Raw genomic sequence first — 14,149 nt, forward strand, 5'->3', positions numbered from 1 at the left:
GGGTCCACAGCTTGAGCGGGGTGACCTGGGACTCCTCGGGCGCGAGGTGGCCGCGGCGGACGGCCTCCCAGGTGGCGGCGGCCGATGCTCCGCCGTCGGCGAGCGGCACGGAGCAGCAGCCGCCGAGCCAGTGGTGGCCGCTGCGGACCAGGTATCGGGCGATGCCGGCCCAGATGAGGGAGATGACGGCGCCGTTGCGGTGGGCGGGGTGGACGCAGGAGCGGCCGGCCTCCACCAGGTGCTCGCGCACGGGGGCGAGCCGCCGCAGGTCGAACTCGCCCTCGGCGTAGAGGCGGCCGGCGATCCGGGCGCGCTCGGGCGGCAGCAGGCGGTAGGTGCCGACGACCTCGCCGGTGCGCTCCTCGCGTACCAGCAGGTGGTCGCAGTAGGCGTCGAAGGCGTCGCCGTCCAGGCCGGGTTCGGGCCCGTCGAGGCGGGCTCCCAGCTCTCCGGCGAACACCAGGTGGCGCAGCCGCTGGGCGGCCCGTACCTCGACCAGGTCCCGGGCGAGGGCCACGGTGTACCGGGGGGCCGGCTCGGCGGCGGCCTGGACCAGGTCGGGCAGTTCGGGTACGAGGGTCATGGCGGTCTCCTGCGGACGGCGGCGGAGGCCGGATGCGCGGGCGCGCACCCGGTCCCTCGTTTGTGCCGTCGCCGGCTGGATTCGGCGTGACGACCCGGCGGAGCGCGGGTGTGCTCCGGCTGAAATGCCCGGGGCCGGACGGGTCCGCCGCCGGTGCCGGCGCCCGTGGGTCAGGTCTGCTCCTCGATGCCGATGGCCGTGCGCAGGGCCTTCTGGGCCGGACCGGCTTCGCCGCGCTGGGTCTCCAGCAGGGCGGCGGCGATCGCGTCCAGCTTGCGCTGCACGGCGTGCTCGGCCCGGCGTTCGCTGTTCTTCAGCAGCGCCAGCAGCAGGAGGGTGACGGCGGTCATGGACTCGCCGGCGAGCAGCATCCAGGTGAGCGGCGCCTTGGCGATGTGCACGCCGACGACGATGCCGACCAGGAGCAGGCAGACCCCGAAGAACGCCGGGCTGCTGGTGAAGTTGGACGCGCGTTCGGCGAACCGCTCGAAGGGCCCGCGTCTGCGGCCGCCGCGTTCGGCCGGGTGCTCCAGGGTCATGTGCCGTCTCCTCCGTGCCCGTTCGACGCCCGTCGTCTTCCCCGGAAGTGCGCTCAGCGCACCAGCTTGACCAGCTTGTGGTTGGCGAACTCCTCCATGCCGAAGCGGCCCAGTTCGCGGCCGAAGCCGGAGCGCTTGACGCCGCCGAAGGGCAGTTCGGCGGCGGTGCCGGCCGGTCCCCCGACGAACACCATGCCGGTCTGGAGGCGCCGGGCCACCCGGTCGGCCTGCTCGGCGTCGTCGGTCTGCACCGAGGCGCTGAGCCCGTAGGGGGAGTGGTTGGCGAAGGCGACGGCCTCGTCCTCGTCCCCGGCCTTGAACAGCAGCGCGACCGGGCCGAACAGCTCCTCCTGGTAGGCGCGCATGTCGGGGGTGATGCCGGCCAGCACGGTCGGCTCGTACCAGGCGCCGGGCCGGTCGATGCGCCGGCCGCCGGCCAGCACGGTGGCGCCCTTGCCGACGGCGTCCTGGACCTGCTCGTCCAGGGTGTCGAGGGCCTTCTGGGAGGACAGCGGCCCCATGTAGGTGCCGGGGTCGGCGGGGTCGCCGGGGACGATGGCGCGGACCGCCTCGGTGTAGCGCTCGGCGAAGGCGTCGTAGTGCTCGTCCAGCGCGATGATCCGCTTGGAGGCGTTGCACGCCTGCCCGGCGTTGAGCATCCGGCCGGTGAGGGTGTTCTTCACGACCCGGTCCAGGTCGGAGACGCCCAGGATGAGGTAGGGGTCGGAGCCGCCCAGCTCCAGGACGACCTTCTTGAGGTTGCGGCCGCAGATCTCGGCCACCGCCGCGCCGGCCCGCTCCGAGCCGGTGAGCGACACGCCCTGGACGCGGTCGTCGCCGATCAGGGTCTCGATCTGCTCGTTGGTGGCGAAGATGTTGGTGTACGCGCCCTCGGGCAGGCCCGCGTCCAGGAAGATCCGCTCCATCTCCAGGGCGGACTCGGGGCACTGCGGGGCGTGCTTGAGCAGCACCGCGTTGCCGAGCATCAGGTTGGGCGCGGCGAACCGGGCGACCTGGTAGTAGGGGAAGTTCCACGGCATGATCCCCAGCAGGGTGCCGACGGCCTCCTTGCGGACGACGGCCCGGCCGCCGGAGGCGACCTGGAGTTCCTCCTCCTTCAGGAACTCCTCGCCGTGGTCGGCGTAGTAGCGGTAGATCGACACCACGATGGCGATCTCGCCGAGGCCCTGCTTGACCGGCTTGCCCATCTCGCGGGTGATGACGGCGGCGAGCTGCTCCCGGCGCTCCTCGTAGAGGTCGGCGACCCGGTGCAGGGCGGCGGCGCGCTCGGCGGGCTTGCGGGCGGCCCAGTCGCGCTGGGCGGGGTCGGCGCGGTCGAGCGCCTCGCGCAGCTCGGCGTCGGTGGCGGTGGGGTACTCCCGCTCGGTCTGGCCGGTTGCGGGGTTGACGACTCGGTAGTGCTCCATGGCGTGGTGGGGATCCTCTCGCTCGCCGGACCGGGGGCCGCCGCGGATCCGCGGCCACCGGTGTTACCGGACGGTACGGACGATCGGCTACCCGTCGGGGCGGCCGGGACACCCGGGCGGTCTGCCGCCCGGCAGTCCCGGTCTATCCGAGAGCGGGGCCGTCCGCCCGCCGAGCGGTGCGGACGGCCCGCGCCGGACCCGGGTGCGGACGAGCGGGGACTCAGTCGCCGGCGAGGATGCCGGTGATGCCGTCGGAGGCGGCCTTGGCGGCGGCCTGCGGGTCCTCGCCCTCCAGGACGGCGGTCATATAGGGCTTGATCGGGTTGGCGGCCTCGACGTCGGCCCATTCCGGGGAGTTGGGGGTGGCCCGGCCGCGGGCGGCGCCGGCGGCCATCGCGGCGGTGGCCTCCTGGCCCTCCACGGCGGAGGCGAGGGAGGGCTTGTTGGGCACGTAGCCCATGGTGCGGGCGAGGTCGGTCTGCCACTTCTCGCCGGCGAGGGCGGAGACCACGTCGATGGCGGCGTCCCGCTGGCCGGCGTTGCGCGGGACGATCAGGTCGGAGCCGCCGGTGAAGACGGCGCACGGCTTGCCGGGGGTCTTGCCCGGGATGGGGAAGAAGCCGAGCCGGTCGGCCAGCTCCGGGTTCGCCTGCTTGACGGCGGCCGCGGCGCTGGGCGCGGCGATGATCTGGGCGACCTGCCCCTGGGCGAACACCTCGGCCTGCGGCGGGGTCTCCTCGTCGGCGTCCTTGGGGCCCTCGCCGAGGGCCTGGAGCTGCCGGTAGAACTCCATGCCGCGCTGGGCGCCGGGCCCGTCGAGGGCGCCGGTCCAGCGGCCCTCCTTCTCCACGGCCAGCTCACCGCCCTCGTCCCAGATGAAGCCGGCCAGGGTGTACCAGTCCTGTCCGGCCAGGTAGATGCCCTGGTTGCCGCCCTTGTCGAGTGCGGCGGTGTCGGCGAGCCACTGCTCGCGGGTGGCGGGCGGCTTGTCGATGCCGGCCTGCTCGAAGAGGTCCTTGCGGTAGATGACGACCCGGTTGGCGGCGTACCAGGGGATGCCGAACTGCGCGCCGTCGACCTGGCCCGGTTCGGCGAGGCCGGGCAGCCAGTCCTGGTAGCCGAGGTCGCGGACGGACTCCAGGGTCAGGTCGTAGAGCAGGTCGGTGCCGGCGTACTGGGCGACCTGGGTGTTGCCGACCTCGATGACGTCGGGGGCGTCCTCGCTCCTGAGGGCGGCGCCGACCTTCTTGCCGATGCCGGTCCACTCCTGGAAGGCGACGTCCAGCTCGACGCCGGGGTGCTCCTCCTCGAAGTCGGCGGTGAAGCGCTCCAGGAACTCGTCGGAGACGCTGCCCTTCATCAGCCACACCGTCACGGTGGCGTCGGATCCGGCCTCGCCGGGCAGCATCCCGCATCCGGTGAGGGCCGGCGAGGCCGCGACGAGGAGTGCGCAGGCGCAGGCGAGGAGGCGCTGTTTCACGTAGGTCACCTTTGGTCCGGGGCATGGCGGAGGTACCCGACGTGGGGGGAGGCGAGCGTTCGCCGCGGGCGCGATGGCTGGATTCTGGTCTGGACCAAAGGAAGGGTCAAGCCCCTGCCAGGGCCTGGGCGGGGACGCGGCCGCCCTCGGGGCGCCCGGGCCGGGCGCGGCTCGGCCGGATCGCGGGGGCGGGCGGGGTGGTGCACGGTGGGAGGACGCGCCCGGCGAGCGCCGCCGGCACCGGTACACCCGCGGAGAGCCCATGTCGCACCACACCTACCGTGTCACGGAGATCGTCGGCACCTCGCACGAGGGCGTGGACGAGGCGCTGCGCAACGGCGTCGCCCGGGCCGCGGAGACGCTGCGCCATCTGGACTGGTTCGAGGTGACGCAGGTGAGGGGCCACATCGAGGACGGGCGGATCGCGCACTACCAGGTCGGGATGAAGGTGGGCTTCCGGCTGGAGGACGGCGAGTCCGCCGGCGACTGAGCCGGGACGCCCGCCTCAGGTGCGGCCGTCGCGCTCCTGCGCCTGGTGCAGGGTGTCGGCGCCGGTGGTCGCCCAGCGGGCCCGTACCACCGGGACGCCGGCGCGTTCGGCCGCGTCGCAGACCAGCTCGTCGTCGTCGACCAGGATCCTGACCTCCCGCTGGGCGGAGAGCCGGCGCAGCGCCTCCGCCTTGGTGGTGCGGGCCGGCCGGCGGTCGGCGTCGGCCCGCATGAGCAGCCTCCCCTCGGGGAGCCCGTGCGCGGCGAGCCAGGCCAGGGTGGAGCGGCGGCACCGTTCGGGGCGGCCGGTGAGGTAGACGGTCTCGCACTCCTCGGCGTACCGCAGGCACAGCTCGATGCCCGCCGCGAGCGGCGGGTCGTCGGCGGCGGCGGCGAAGAAGCCGGTCCAGTCACGCGGCCGGCGCTCCAGGAAGTGCTGGCGCCCGCGGGCGTCGGAAAGCGTGTTGTCGAGGTCGAAGACGGCATAGGGCCGGGTGTCGCGGGTCACGGCCGCCAGCGTAGGGAATCGCAGCGGCGGCGTACGGGAGCGGGGCGCGGCGGCGGCGGGAATCCGCGCGGCTCCGGCGCGTTGGACCAGGTGTGAGTTCTCTGATCGCTGCGACGCGCTTCTCGGTGCTGGACCGCTCCCGGACCCGTGCGGGCCAGGACGGGGCGGCGGCGCTGCGGGACACGGTGGCGCTGGCCCGGGAGGTGGAGGCGCTGGGCTACCACCGCTTCTGGGTCTCCGAGCACCACGGGGTGCCGGGGGTGGCCGGGTCCGCGCCGACGGTGCTGGCGGCCGCGGTGGCCGCGGCGACCAGCGCCATCCGGGTGGGCACCGGAGGGGTGATGCTGCCCAACCACCGGCCGCTGGTGGTGGCCGAGCAGTTCGGCGTGCTGGAGGCGCTGTTCCCGGGGCGGATCGACATGGGCCTGGGCCGCTCGGTGGGGTTCACCGACGGGGTGCGCCGGGCGCTGGGGGTGGGCGCGGACGAGGCGGACGGGTTCGCCGGGGCGCTCACGGAGCTGCTGGGCTGGTTCACCGGCGGGCAGCGGGCGTATCCGGGGGTGCGGGCGCGGCCGGCGGAGGGGCTGCGGGTGCCGCCTTTCCTGCTGGCCACCGGCGAGGGCGCCGGGATCGCGGCGCGCCTGGGGCTGCCCCTGGTCGTCGGCGACCTGCGCGGCCGGGCGAAGGCGGTGGCCGCGATCGAGCGGTACCGGGCGGAGTTCCGGCCCTCGGCCTGGGCGAAGGAGCCGTATGTGGTGGTGGCCGGGACGGTCGCGGTGGCGGCGGACGAGCGGGCGGCGGCGCGGCTGCTGGTACCGGAGGCGTGGGCGATGGCGTACGCGCGGACCCGCGGCGACTTCCCGCCGCTGGAGCCCGCGGAGCGGATCGAGGCGGCGCCGATGAGCGGGCGTCAGCGCGAGCTGTACGAGGCGGGGCTGCGCGGCCATGTGCACGGCGCCGAGGAGCGGGTGGCCGAGCAGTTGGAGCGGGCGATCGCGGAGACCGGGGCGGACGAGGTGCTGGTCACCACCAGCACCTACGACCGGGCGGCGCTGCTGGACTCCCACCGCCGGCTCGCCCGGGTGGCCGGGTTGACCGGGGCGGCGGGGGCGGCGGCGTGACGCGGCGGCGGGGCGCCCGAGCCTAGACTCGCGATCATGCACCGCCCCGACGCCCCCCTGTCCGGCCCGGCCGTCCGCGACCCGTTCGTGCGGGTGCGCGGCGCCCGGGAGCACAATCTGCGCGCGGTCGACGTGGACGTGCCGCGCGACGCGCTGACCGTGTTCACCGGCGTGTCCGGCTCCGGCAAGTCCTCGCTGGCGTTCGGCACGCTGTACGCCGAGGCGCAGCGGCGGTACATGGAGTCGGTGGCCCCCTACGCCCGGCGGCTGATCCAGCAGGCGGGGGCGCCGAAGGTCGCCGAGATCACCGGGCTGCCGCCGGCGGTGTCGCTGGAGCAGCGGCGCTCCTCCCCCACCTCCCGCTCCTCGGTGGGCACGGTCACCACGCTGTCCAACTCGCTGCGGATGCTGTTCTCCCGGGCCGGGGCCTACCCGGCGGGGGCCGAGCGGCTGGACTCGGACGCCTTCTCGCCGAACACCGCCGCCGGGGCCTGCCCCGCGTGCCACGGGCTCGGCCGGACGCACTCCACCAGCGAGGAGCTGCTGGTGCCCGATCCGGGGCTGTCGATCCGCGAGGGCGCGATCGCCGCCTGGCCGGGGGCCTGGCAGGGCAAGAACCTCCGGGACGTGCTGGACGCGCTGGGCTACGACGTGGACCGGCCGTGGCGGGAGCTGGCGGCGGCCGAGCGGGAGTGGATCCTGTTCACCGACGAGCAGCCGGTGGTGACGGTCCATCCGGTGCGCGAGGCGGGCCGGATCCAGCGGCCGTACCAGGGCACGTACACCAGCGCCCGGCGCCATGTGCTGCGGACCTTCGCGGAGTCGAGGAGTCCGGCGCTGCGGGCGAAGGCGGAGGCGTTCCTGACCAGTGCGGCCTGTCCGGTGTGCGGCGGGAGCCGGCTGCGGCCGGAGGCGCTGGCGGTGACGTTCGGCGGCCGGAGCATCGCCGAGCTGGCGGCGCTGCCGCTGACCGAGCTGGACGGGGCGCTGGCCGCGGCCGCGGCGGGGGCGCCGGAGGCCGCCGGGGAGGCGGCCCGGGTGCTGGTGGGCGATCTGCGGGCGCGGATCGCGCTGGTGGCGGGGATGGGGCTGGGCTATCTGAGCCTGGACCGGGCGACGCCGACGCTGGCGGGCGGGGAGCTTCAGCGGCTGCGGCTGGCGACCCAGTTGCGGTCGGGCCTCTTCGGGGTGGTGTACGTGCTGGACGAGCCGTCGGCGGGGCTGCACCCGGCGGACACCGAGGCGCTGCTGGCGGTGCTGGACCGGTTGAAGGCGGCCGGGAACTCGGTCTTCGTGGTGGAGCACCACCTGGGCGTGGTGCGGCACGCGGACTGGCTGGTGGACGTGGGTCCGGCGGCCGGCGTGCACGGCGGGCGGGTGCTGTACAGCGGCCCGCCGGCGGGGCTCGCGGAAGTGGCCGAGTCCGCGACCCGGCGGTACCTGTTCGCGCGGGGCCCGGTGGGCGAGCGGGCGGCGCGGGAGCCGTCGGGGTGGCTGGCGGTCGGCCCCGTCCAGCGGCACAACCTGCGGGGGCTTCGGGCCCGGGTGCCGCTCGGGGCGCTGACGGCGGTGACCGGGGTGTCCGGTTCGGGCAAGTCCACCCTGGCCGCCGAGCTGACGGCGGACCTGCCGGGGGTGGGGCGGCTGGCAGCGGTGGACCAGAAGCCGATCGGCCGCACCCCGCGGTCCAACCTGGCCACCTACACCGGTCTGTTCGACGTGGTGCGCCGGGTGTTCGCCGACGAGGAGGAGGCGCGGGCGCGCGGGTACAGGGCGGGGCGGTTCTCGTTCAACGTGCCGGGCGGGCGGTGCGAGACCTGCCAGGGCGAGGGGTTCGTCTCGGTGGAGCTGCTGTTCCTGCCGAGCACCTACGCGCCCTGCCCGGACTGCGGCGGGGCCCGCTACGGCCCGGAGACGCTCCGGGTGCGGCACCGGGGGCTGAGCATCGCTCAGGTGCTGGAGCTGACGGTGGAGGCGGCGGCGGAGTTCTTCGCCGGGTCGCCGGCCGCGTCCCGGAGCCTGGCGGCGCTGCTGGAGGTGGGGCTGGGCTATCTGAGGCTGGGCGAGCCGGCGACCGAGCTGTCCGGCGGCGAGGCGCAGCGGATCAAGCTGGCGGCGGAGCTCCAGCGGACCCGCCGGGGCCACACGCTGTACGTGCTGGACGAGCCGACGACCGGGCTGCACCCGGCGGACGTGGAGGTGCTGATGCGGCAGCTCCACGGGCTGGTGGACGCCGGGAACACGGTGGTGGTCGTGGAGCACGACATGGACGTGGTCGCGGGCGCGGACTGGGTGGTGGACCTGGGCCCGGGCGGCGGGGACGAGGGCGGCCGGGTGGTCGCCGAGGGCCCTCCGCGGGCGGTGGCGGCCGCGGCGGGGAGCCGTACCGCGCCTTATCTGGCGCGGGCGCTGGGGCTGCCGGAGCCGGGACGCGGGTGAGTGGGCCGCCGCGCCCCGGCTCCGCAGCGGGTCAGGCGGCGGTGTCGAACGTGTAGTGGCGGGTGTGGTCGAGCATGTCGGCGGGGGTGGTGTCGTTCCAGGGCCGCATGGTGTCGTGGAGGTCGACGACGCCCGCGGTGCCGGCGGCCGGGAGGTAGCCGGAGCCGGGGTGGCGGGCCTGCCAGTCGGCCCACAGCTTGTCGATGAAGGCGTGGTGCAGCCAGAACACCGGGTCGTTCGGGGAGACGCCGGTGCCCATCTGGCCGCCGACCCAGACGTGCACCCGGTTGTGCAGGTTGACGCCGCGCCACCCTTCCAGGTGGTTGCGGAAGCCGTCGGACGAGCTGTTCCAGGGCGCCATGTCGTATGTCGTCATGGCCAGGACGGAGTCGACCTCGGCGCGGGTGGGAAGCTGGCGGCCGCCGGAGCCGAGGGCGCGGCGCAGGTAGTCGCGGCCGTCGACCCGGACGCTGATGGTCCAGCGGTTGGCGCCGGCGGCGAACGGGCCGTCCGTCACCCGGCCGTCGGAGGCCCGGCCGGTGCCGCCGAGGAAGTCCGGCGCCCAGAGGGAGGAGCGGGTGGTGCGGTCGGTGGTCCAGTCCCAGTAGGGCAGGGCGACCTCGGGGTCTATCGCCTGAAGGGCCTGCTCGAACTGGAGCAGGAAGCGGCGGTGCCAGGGCAGGAAGGACGGCGAGCGGTGGCCGACCCGGTCGCCGTTGTCCGTGTCGCTCATGATGAAGGCGTTGTGGGTGGTGACGAAGTCGTCGTACTGCCCGGTCCGCTTCAGTTCGAGGACGGCGTCGGTGAAGCGCCGCTTCTCGGCGGTGGAGAGGGCGGCCTGGTTCTTGCGTACGGTCATGGTGGGACGGCTCCTGGGTGGGCGCGGCGGGGTGAGCGGTGGTCAGCCGAGGTCGAGCGGGACGAGGTCGGCGCCGTTCAGCTCGCGCACGGCGGCGCGGGCCACGGCGCGCGGGTCCGCCAGCGGCTCGTAGTGGTTGATCACGCTGATCCAGGTGCCGTCCGCGTTGCGCATGACGTGCAGTTCCTCGCCGTCGACGTGAACGGCGTAGCCGCCGTGCCCGTCGTGGTGTCCGCCGCCGTGCACGGGCTCGCCCTGGATGCGGCGGCCCTGGAAGACCTCGTCGAACGGGGCGGGGCCGTGCTGGGCCGGGTGGTGGCCGGCATGGGCCGGGGCGGCGGCCTGGGCCGGGGCGGGTGCGGTGAGCGCCCGGCCGGCGGCGAGGCCGGCGGCTGCCGCGGCGGCCGCGCCGAGGGCGCGGCGGCGGGTGATGGCGGACATGGGTGTACCCCCTGGGTCGGTGCGAAGGGTCGGACCGCCGGGGGGCTGGTCAGGCCCCCCGGCGTGGCATATGCCTACCGGGAGGTAACCAGAGTCGGAAAGTCCGCTGTCGCGGGTGGTTCGCGATACGGACGACCGACGGGTTTCAGCAGAGCGTTGAGCGGTGGGAATCTTCCGGCACCACCGCTCTTCGCCGCCGCTGGTTGCAAATTCTTCGGCAGAAGTGGACTTTCACAGAAGGAAATTCGCTCAACCGATCACTGGGTGACGCCGCTCACCGTCGTGAAGTGACCGGAAATCGCCCACTGGACGGCCGGGTTCTCAGCTCTTGCGGCCCTTGCGGGTGGCGCGCAGCCACTCCTTGTTCATGGCGGTGATGGAGGGCAGCGGGATGCCCTTGGGGCAGGCGGTGGCGCACTCGCCGGCCAGGGTGCAGCCGCCGAAGCCCTCGGCGTCCATGGTGGCGACCATGTCCAGCACCCGGGACTCCCGCTCGGGCGCGCCCTGCGGCAGCACGTTGAGGTGGTTGACCTTGGCGGCGGTGAACAGCATCGCCGAGCCGTTGGGGCAGGCGGCCACGCAGGCCCCGCAGCCGATGCACTCGGCGTTCTCGAAGGCGTGGTCGGCGTCTGCCTTGGGCACCGGGGTGGCGTGCGCCTCGGGGGCGGAGCCGGTGGGCACCGACACGTAGCCGCCGGACTGGATGATCCGGTCGAACGCGGAGCGGTCCACCACCAGGTCCTTGACCACCGGGAAGGCGGCCGCCCGCCAGGGCTCGACGTCGATGCTGTCGCCGTCGGCGAAGGAGCGCATGTGCAACTGGCAGGTGGTGGTGCGCTCGGGGCCGTGGGCGTCGCCGTTGATCACCAGCGAGCAGGCGCCGCAGATGCCCTCGCGGCAGTCGTGGTCGAAGGCGACCGGGTCCTCGCCGTCGAGGATGAGCCGCTCGTTGAGGGTGTCCAGCATCTCCAGGAAGGACATGTCCTCGGAGATGCCGTCCACCTCGTAGGTGGTCATCGCGCCGGGGGCGCCGGCGTCGCGCTGGCGCCAGACGCGCAGGGTGAGCCTCATGCGTAGCTCCGCTGGGTGGGGTGGACGTACTCGAAGACCAGGTCTTCCTTGTGCAGGACGGGCGCGGCGCCGGTGCCGGTGAACTCCCAGGCGGCGGCGTAGCCGAACTCCTCGTCCCGGCGGGCGGCCTCGCCGTCCGGGGTCTGGGACTCCTCGCGGAAGTGGCCGCCGCAGGACTCGGCGCGGTGCAGCGCGTCCAGGCACATCAGCTCGGCCAGCTCCAGGTAGTCGACGATCCGGTTGGCCTTCTCCAGGGACTGGTTGAACTCCTCGCCGGTGCCCGGGACCTTGATCCGCCGCCAGAACTCGGCGCGGATGCGCGGGATGCGGTCCAGCGCCTCGCGCAGCCCGTCCTCGCTGCGGGCCATCCCGCAGAACTCCCACATCAGCTCGCCGACCTCGCGGTGGAAGGAGTCGGGGGTGCGGTCGCCGTCGACGGCCAGCAGCCGGGCGAGCCGCTCCTCGGTCTGCGCCAGCGCCTCGCGCACGGCCGGGTGGTCCTCGGCGACCTGCCCCGCGCCGGGGTTGCGGGCCAGGTAGTCGTTGATGGTGGCCGGCAGCACGAAGTAGCCGTCGGCGAGGCCCTGCATCAGGGCGGACGCGCCGAGCCGGTTCGCGCCGTGGTCGGAGAAGTTGGCCTCCCCGATGGCGAACAGCCCGGGGACGGTGGTCTGAAGGTCGTAGTCGACCCACAGCCCGCCCATCGTGTAGTGCACGGCGGGGTAGATCCGCATCGGCGCCTCGTACGGGTTCTCCGCGGTGATCCGCGCGTACATGTCGAAGAGGTTGCCGTACTTCTCCTCCACCTTCGCCCGGCCCATCCGGCGGATGGCGTCGGCGAAGTCGAGGTAGACGCCCTGGCCGCCGGGGCCGACGCCGCGGCCCTCGTCGCAGACGTTCTTGGCGGCCCGGGAGGCGATGTCGCGGGGCACCAGGTTGCCGAAGGACGGGTAGATGCGCTCCAGGTAGTAGTCGCGCTCGTCCTCGGGGATCTCGGCCGCCGGGCGGGCATCGCCCTTGGCCTTGGGCACCCAGATGCGCCCGTCGTTGCGCAGCGACTCGCTCATCAGGGTGAGCTTCGACTGGTGGTCGCCGGTGCGCGGGATGCAGGTGGGGTGGATCTGGGTGAAGCAGGGGTTGGCGAAGTACGCGCCGCGCCGGTGGGCCCGCCAGACGGCGGTGGCGTTGGAGTTCATGGCGTTGGTGGAGAGGTAGAAGACGTTGCCGTAGCCGCCGGAGGCGAGGACGACGGCGTCCGCGAAGTAGGTGTCGACCCTCCCCGTGACGAGGTCGCGGGCGACGATGCCGCGGGCCTTGCCGTCCACCACGATCAGGTCGAGCATCTCGGTGCGCGGGTGCAGCTCCACGTTCCCGGCGGCGATCTGCCGGGACAGCGCCTGGTAGGCGCCGAGCAGCAGCTGCTGGCCGGTCTGGCCGCGCGCGTAGAAGGTGCGGGAGACCTGGACGCCGCCGAAGGAGCGGGTGTCCAGCAGGCCGCCGTACTCGCGGGCGAACGGCACGCCCTGCGCCACGCACTGGTCGATGATCTCCACGGAGACCTGGGCGAGCCGGTGCACGTTGGACTCCCGGGCGCGGAAGTCGCCGCCCTTGACCGTGTCGTAGAACAGGCGGTGCACGGAGTCGCCGTCGTTGCGGTAGTTCTTGGCCGCGTTGATGCCGCCCTGGGCGGCGATGGAGTGCGCCCGCCGCGGGGAGTCCTGGTAGCAGAACTGCACCACGTGGTAGCCCTGCTCGGCGAGGGTGGCGCCGGCCGATCCGCCGGCCAGTCCGGTGCCCACCACGATGACGGTGTGCTTGCGCCGGTTGGCCGGGTTGACCAGCTTCGCCTCGAAGCGGCGCGTGTCCCAGCGTTCGGCGATCGGCCCCCGGGGCGCGGCGGCGTCGGCGATCGGCTCGCCGGTGGAGTACCCGGCGTAGGGCGTGGCCGGGGCGGCCTCGGGGGTGGTCGTGTCGGTGCTCATCTGTCTCAGCTCACCAGTCCGGTCATCACGGCGACGGGTACGGCGACGAAGCCCGCGGTCAGCACGAGCGCGAGGCCGTTCGCGACGGTCTTGAGGGCGCGGTCGCGGGAGGCGCTGCCCGCGCCGAGGGTCTGGGCGGCGCTCCAGAAGCCGTGCCGCACATGCAGGCCGACGGCGAGCATGGCGACGAGGTAGATGACGTTGCCGTACCAGGTGGAGAAGGTGGCGACGACGTTCTCGTACGGGCGGCCGGGCTGGGCGTTGGGGTTCACGGTGAGCGTGGTCAGGTCCAGGATGTGCCAGACCACGAACAGGCCCACGATGATCCCGCCCCAGCGCATGGTGCGGGTGGCATAGCTCGCCCGGGGCCGCTTGTGCGCGTACTTCACCGGGCGGGCCCTGATGTCGCGGCGGCTGAGCTGGTACGCGGAGACCGCGTGCGCCACGATCGAGGCGAGCAGCACCACGCGGACGATCCAGAGCATCCACTCGTAGTGCAGCACCGGCGCGCCGATGGTGCGCAGCCAGTGGGCGTAGCCGTTGAACTCCTCGGGGCCGAAGAAGACCTTGAGGTTGCCCGCGACATGGGCGACCAGATAGCCCAGCATGATCAGACCGCTGACGGCCATGACCGCCTTCTTGCCGATGGTCGATCCCCAGAGCGTCCGCAGGAGGGAGGGGTCGCGGTCCGTCCGCGTTGCCAGAACCATGTCTCCGACGGTACGTCGGGAAACGGCGAGTGGTCCAAGACATGGCCCGCCTGATCGCGATAGCCCGTGCCTATGGCAGCCGCCTAAGCTGGTCCTATGCAGTTGCAGCAGCTCTCGTACTTCGTCGCGGTGGCCGAGACCCGGCACTTCACCCGGGCCGCCGAGACCGTCCACGTCTCCCAGCCCTCGCTGTCCCAGCAGATCAGGGCGCTGGAGCGGGAGCTGGGCGCGGAGCTGTTCAGCCGGGCCCGGGGCAACATCGCGCTGACCGACGCCGGGGAGGCGCTGCTGCCGCTGGCCCGCCGCATCCTGGCCGACGCCGACACCGCGCGGCGCGAGGTGCAGGAGCTGGCGCAGTTGCGGCGGGGCCGGGTACGGCTGGGGGCGACGCCCAGCCTGTGCACTGCGCTGCTGCCGGATGTGCTGCGCGCCTTCCACGACCTGCACCCGGGCATCCAGCTCGTGATCGAGGAGAGCGGCTCGCACGACCTGGTGCGCGA

The 14,149-nt window shown here is 73.8% G+C and carries 14 protein-coding genes; 4 read left to right on the forward strand and 10 right to left on the reverse strand.

The window, feature by feature from the left end:
• From C6N75_RS09520 to C6N75_RS09535, 4 genes are all read right to left on the reverse strand, one after another.
• A partial coding sequence (locus tag C6N75_RS09520; protein ID WP_105868430.1) for a GNAT family N-acetyltransferase occupies positions 1-583 on the reverse strand: 583 nt, incomplete at its 3' end.
• A gap of 170 nt (positions 584-753) precedes the next feature.
• Positions 754-1,122, reverse strand: a complete 369-nt coding sequence (locus C6N75_RS09525) for a low affinity iron permease family protein (protein ID WP_105868431.1) — start codon at positions 1,120-1,122, stop codon at positions 754-756.
• A 53-nt stretch (positions 1,123-1,175) separates the two neighbouring features.
• Positions 1,176-2,549, reverse strand: coding sequence for an NAD-dependent succinate-semialdehyde dehydrogenase (locus C6N75_RS09530; protein WP_105868432.1), 1,374 nt, complete (start codon positions 2,547-2,549; stop codon positions 1,176-1,178).
• Positions 2,550-2,769: 220 nt separating this feature from the next.
• Positions 2,770-4,029 (reverse strand): extracellular solute-binding protein, encoded by a 1,260-nt coding sequence (locus C6N75_RS09535; protein ID WP_105868441.1) that lies wholly within the window; start codon positions 4,027-4,029, stop codon positions 2,770-2,772.
• Between the two features lie 262 nt (positions 4,030-4,291).
• On the opposite strand from C6N75_RS09535, the gene C6N75_RS09540 reads away from it, so the two are divergent.
• Complete coding sequence (locus C6N75_RS09540) at positions 4,292-4,519, forward strand: dodecin (RefSeq protein WP_105868433.1); 228 nt, start codon at positions 4,292-4,294, stop codon at positions 4,517-4,519.
• A gap of 15 nt (positions 4,520-4,534) precedes the next feature.
• On the opposite strand, the gene C6N75_RS09545 is transcribed toward C6N75_RS09540, so the two are convergent.
• Positions 4,535-5,026, reverse strand: a complete 492-nt coding sequence (locus C6N75_RS09545) for a phosphatase domain-containing protein (protein WP_105868434.1) — start codon at positions 5,024-5,026, stop codon at positions 4,535-4,537.
• A gap of 101 nt (positions 5,027-5,127) precedes the next feature.
• On the opposite strand from C6N75_RS09545, the gene C6N75_RS09550 reads away from it, so the two are divergent.
• Both C6N75_RS09550 and C6N75_RS09555 read left to right on the forward strand, forming a co-directional pair.
• Positions 5,128-6,147 (forward strand): MsnO8 family LLM class oxidoreductase, encoded by a 1,020-nt coding sequence (locus tag C6N75_RS09550; RefSeq protein WP_105868442.1) that lies wholly within the window; start codon positions 5,128-5,130, stop codon positions 6,145-6,147.
• Positions 6,148-6,183: 36 nt separating this feature from the next.
• Positions 6,184-8,586, forward strand: coding sequence for an ATP-binding cassette domain-containing protein (locus C6N75_RS09555; protein ID WP_105868435.1), 2,403 nt, complete (start codon positions 6,184-6,186; stop codon positions 8,584-8,586).
• Between the two features lie 31 nt (positions 8,587-8,617).
• Here the strand turns inward: C6N75_RS09555 and melC2 are convergent, their stop codons facing one another.
• The 5 genes from melC2 to C6N75_RS09580 all read right to left on the reverse strand — a co-directional run bounded on the left by melC2 (position 8,618) and on the right by C6N75_RS09580 (position 13,649).
• Entirely contained in the window at positions 8,618-9,445 is an 828-nt protein-coding gene (melC2, locus tag C6N75_RS09560; protein WP_105868436.1) for a tyrosinase MelC2, read from the reverse strand.
• A gap of 42 nt (positions 9,446-9,487) precedes the next feature.
• The gene (melC1, locus tag C6N75_RS09565) at positions 9,488-9,886 is read right to left on the reverse strand and encodes an apotyrosinase chaperone MelC1 (protein ID WP_105868437.1); all 399 of its coding nucleotides are present in this window, start codon (positions 9,884-9,886) and stop codon (positions 9,488-9,490) included.
• 321 nt (positions 9,887-10,207) lie between these two features.
• The gene (locus tag C6N75_RS09570) at positions 10,208-10,957 is read right to left on the reverse strand and encodes a succinate dehydrogenase/fumarate reductase iron-sulfur subunit (protein WP_105868438.1); all 750 of its coding nucleotides are present in this window, start codon (positions 10,955-10,957) and stop codon (positions 10,208-10,210) included.
• A complete protein-coding gene (locus tag C6N75_RS09575) occupies positions 10,954-12,939 on the reverse strand; it encodes a fumarate reductase/succinate dehydrogenase flavoprotein subunit (RefSeq protein WP_105868439.1) in 1,986 nt (661 codons plus the stop codon). The genes C6N75_RS09570 and C6N75_RS09575 overlap by 4 nt, the downstream gene beginning before the upstream one ends.
• Before the next feature lie 5 nt (positions 12,940-12,944).
• Entirely contained in the window at positions 12,945-13,649 is a 705-nt protein-coding gene (locus C6N75_RS09580; protein ID WP_105868440.1) for a succinate dehydrogenase, read from the reverse strand.
• Between the two features lie 96 nt (positions 13,650-13,745).
• On the opposite strand from C6N75_RS09580, the gene C6N75_RS09585 reads away from it, so the two are divergent.
• On the forward strand, positions 13,746-14,149 hold a 404-nt coding region (locus C6N75_RS09585; protein WP_146132514.1), incomplete at its 3' end, for a LysR family transcriptional regulator.

The organism is Streptomyces solincola (genome assembly GCF_002982015.1).
In the GTDB taxonomy this organism is placed as follows: Bacteria; Actinomycetota; Actinomycetes; order Streptomycetales; family Streptomycetaceae; genus Streptomyces; species Streptomyces solincola.

Coding starts and splice junctions, on each gene's coding strand:
- C6N75_RS09555 (WP_105868435.1), top strand. CDS start 6,184: ATGCACCGCCCCGACGCCCCCCTGTCCGGCCCGGCCGTCCGCGACCCG.
- melC1 (WP_105868437.1), bottom strand. CDS start 9,886: ATGTCCGCCATCACCCGCCGCCGCGCCCTCGGCGCGGCCGCCGCGGCA.
- C6N75_RS09580 (WP_105868440.1), bottom strand. CDS start 13,649: ATGGTTCTGGCAACGCGGACGGACCGCGACCCCTCCCTCCTGCGGACG.
- C6N75_RS09530 (WP_105868432.1), bottom strand. CDS start 2,549: ATGGAGCACTACCGAGTCGTCAACCCCGCAACCGGCCAGACCGAGCGG.
- C6N75_RS09525 (WP_105868431.1), bottom strand. CDS start 1,122: ATGACCCTGGAGCACCCGGCCGAACGCGGCGGCCGCAGACGCGGGCCC.
- C6N75_RS09575 (WP_105868439.1), bottom strand. CDS start 12,939: ATGAGCACCGACACGACCACCCCCGAGGCCGCCCCGGCCACGCCCTAC.
- melC2 (WP_105868436.1), bottom strand. CDS start 9,445: ATGACCGTACGCAAGAACCAGGCCGCCCTCTCCACCGCCGAGAAGCGG.
- C6N75_RS09540 (WP_105868433.1), top strand. CDS start 4,292: ATGTCGCACCACACCTACCGTGTCACGGAGATCGTCGGCACCTCGCAC.
- C6N75_RS09570 (WP_105868438.1), bottom strand. CDS start 10,957: ATGAGGCTCACCCTGCGCGTCTGGCGCCAGCGCGACGCCGGCGCCCCC.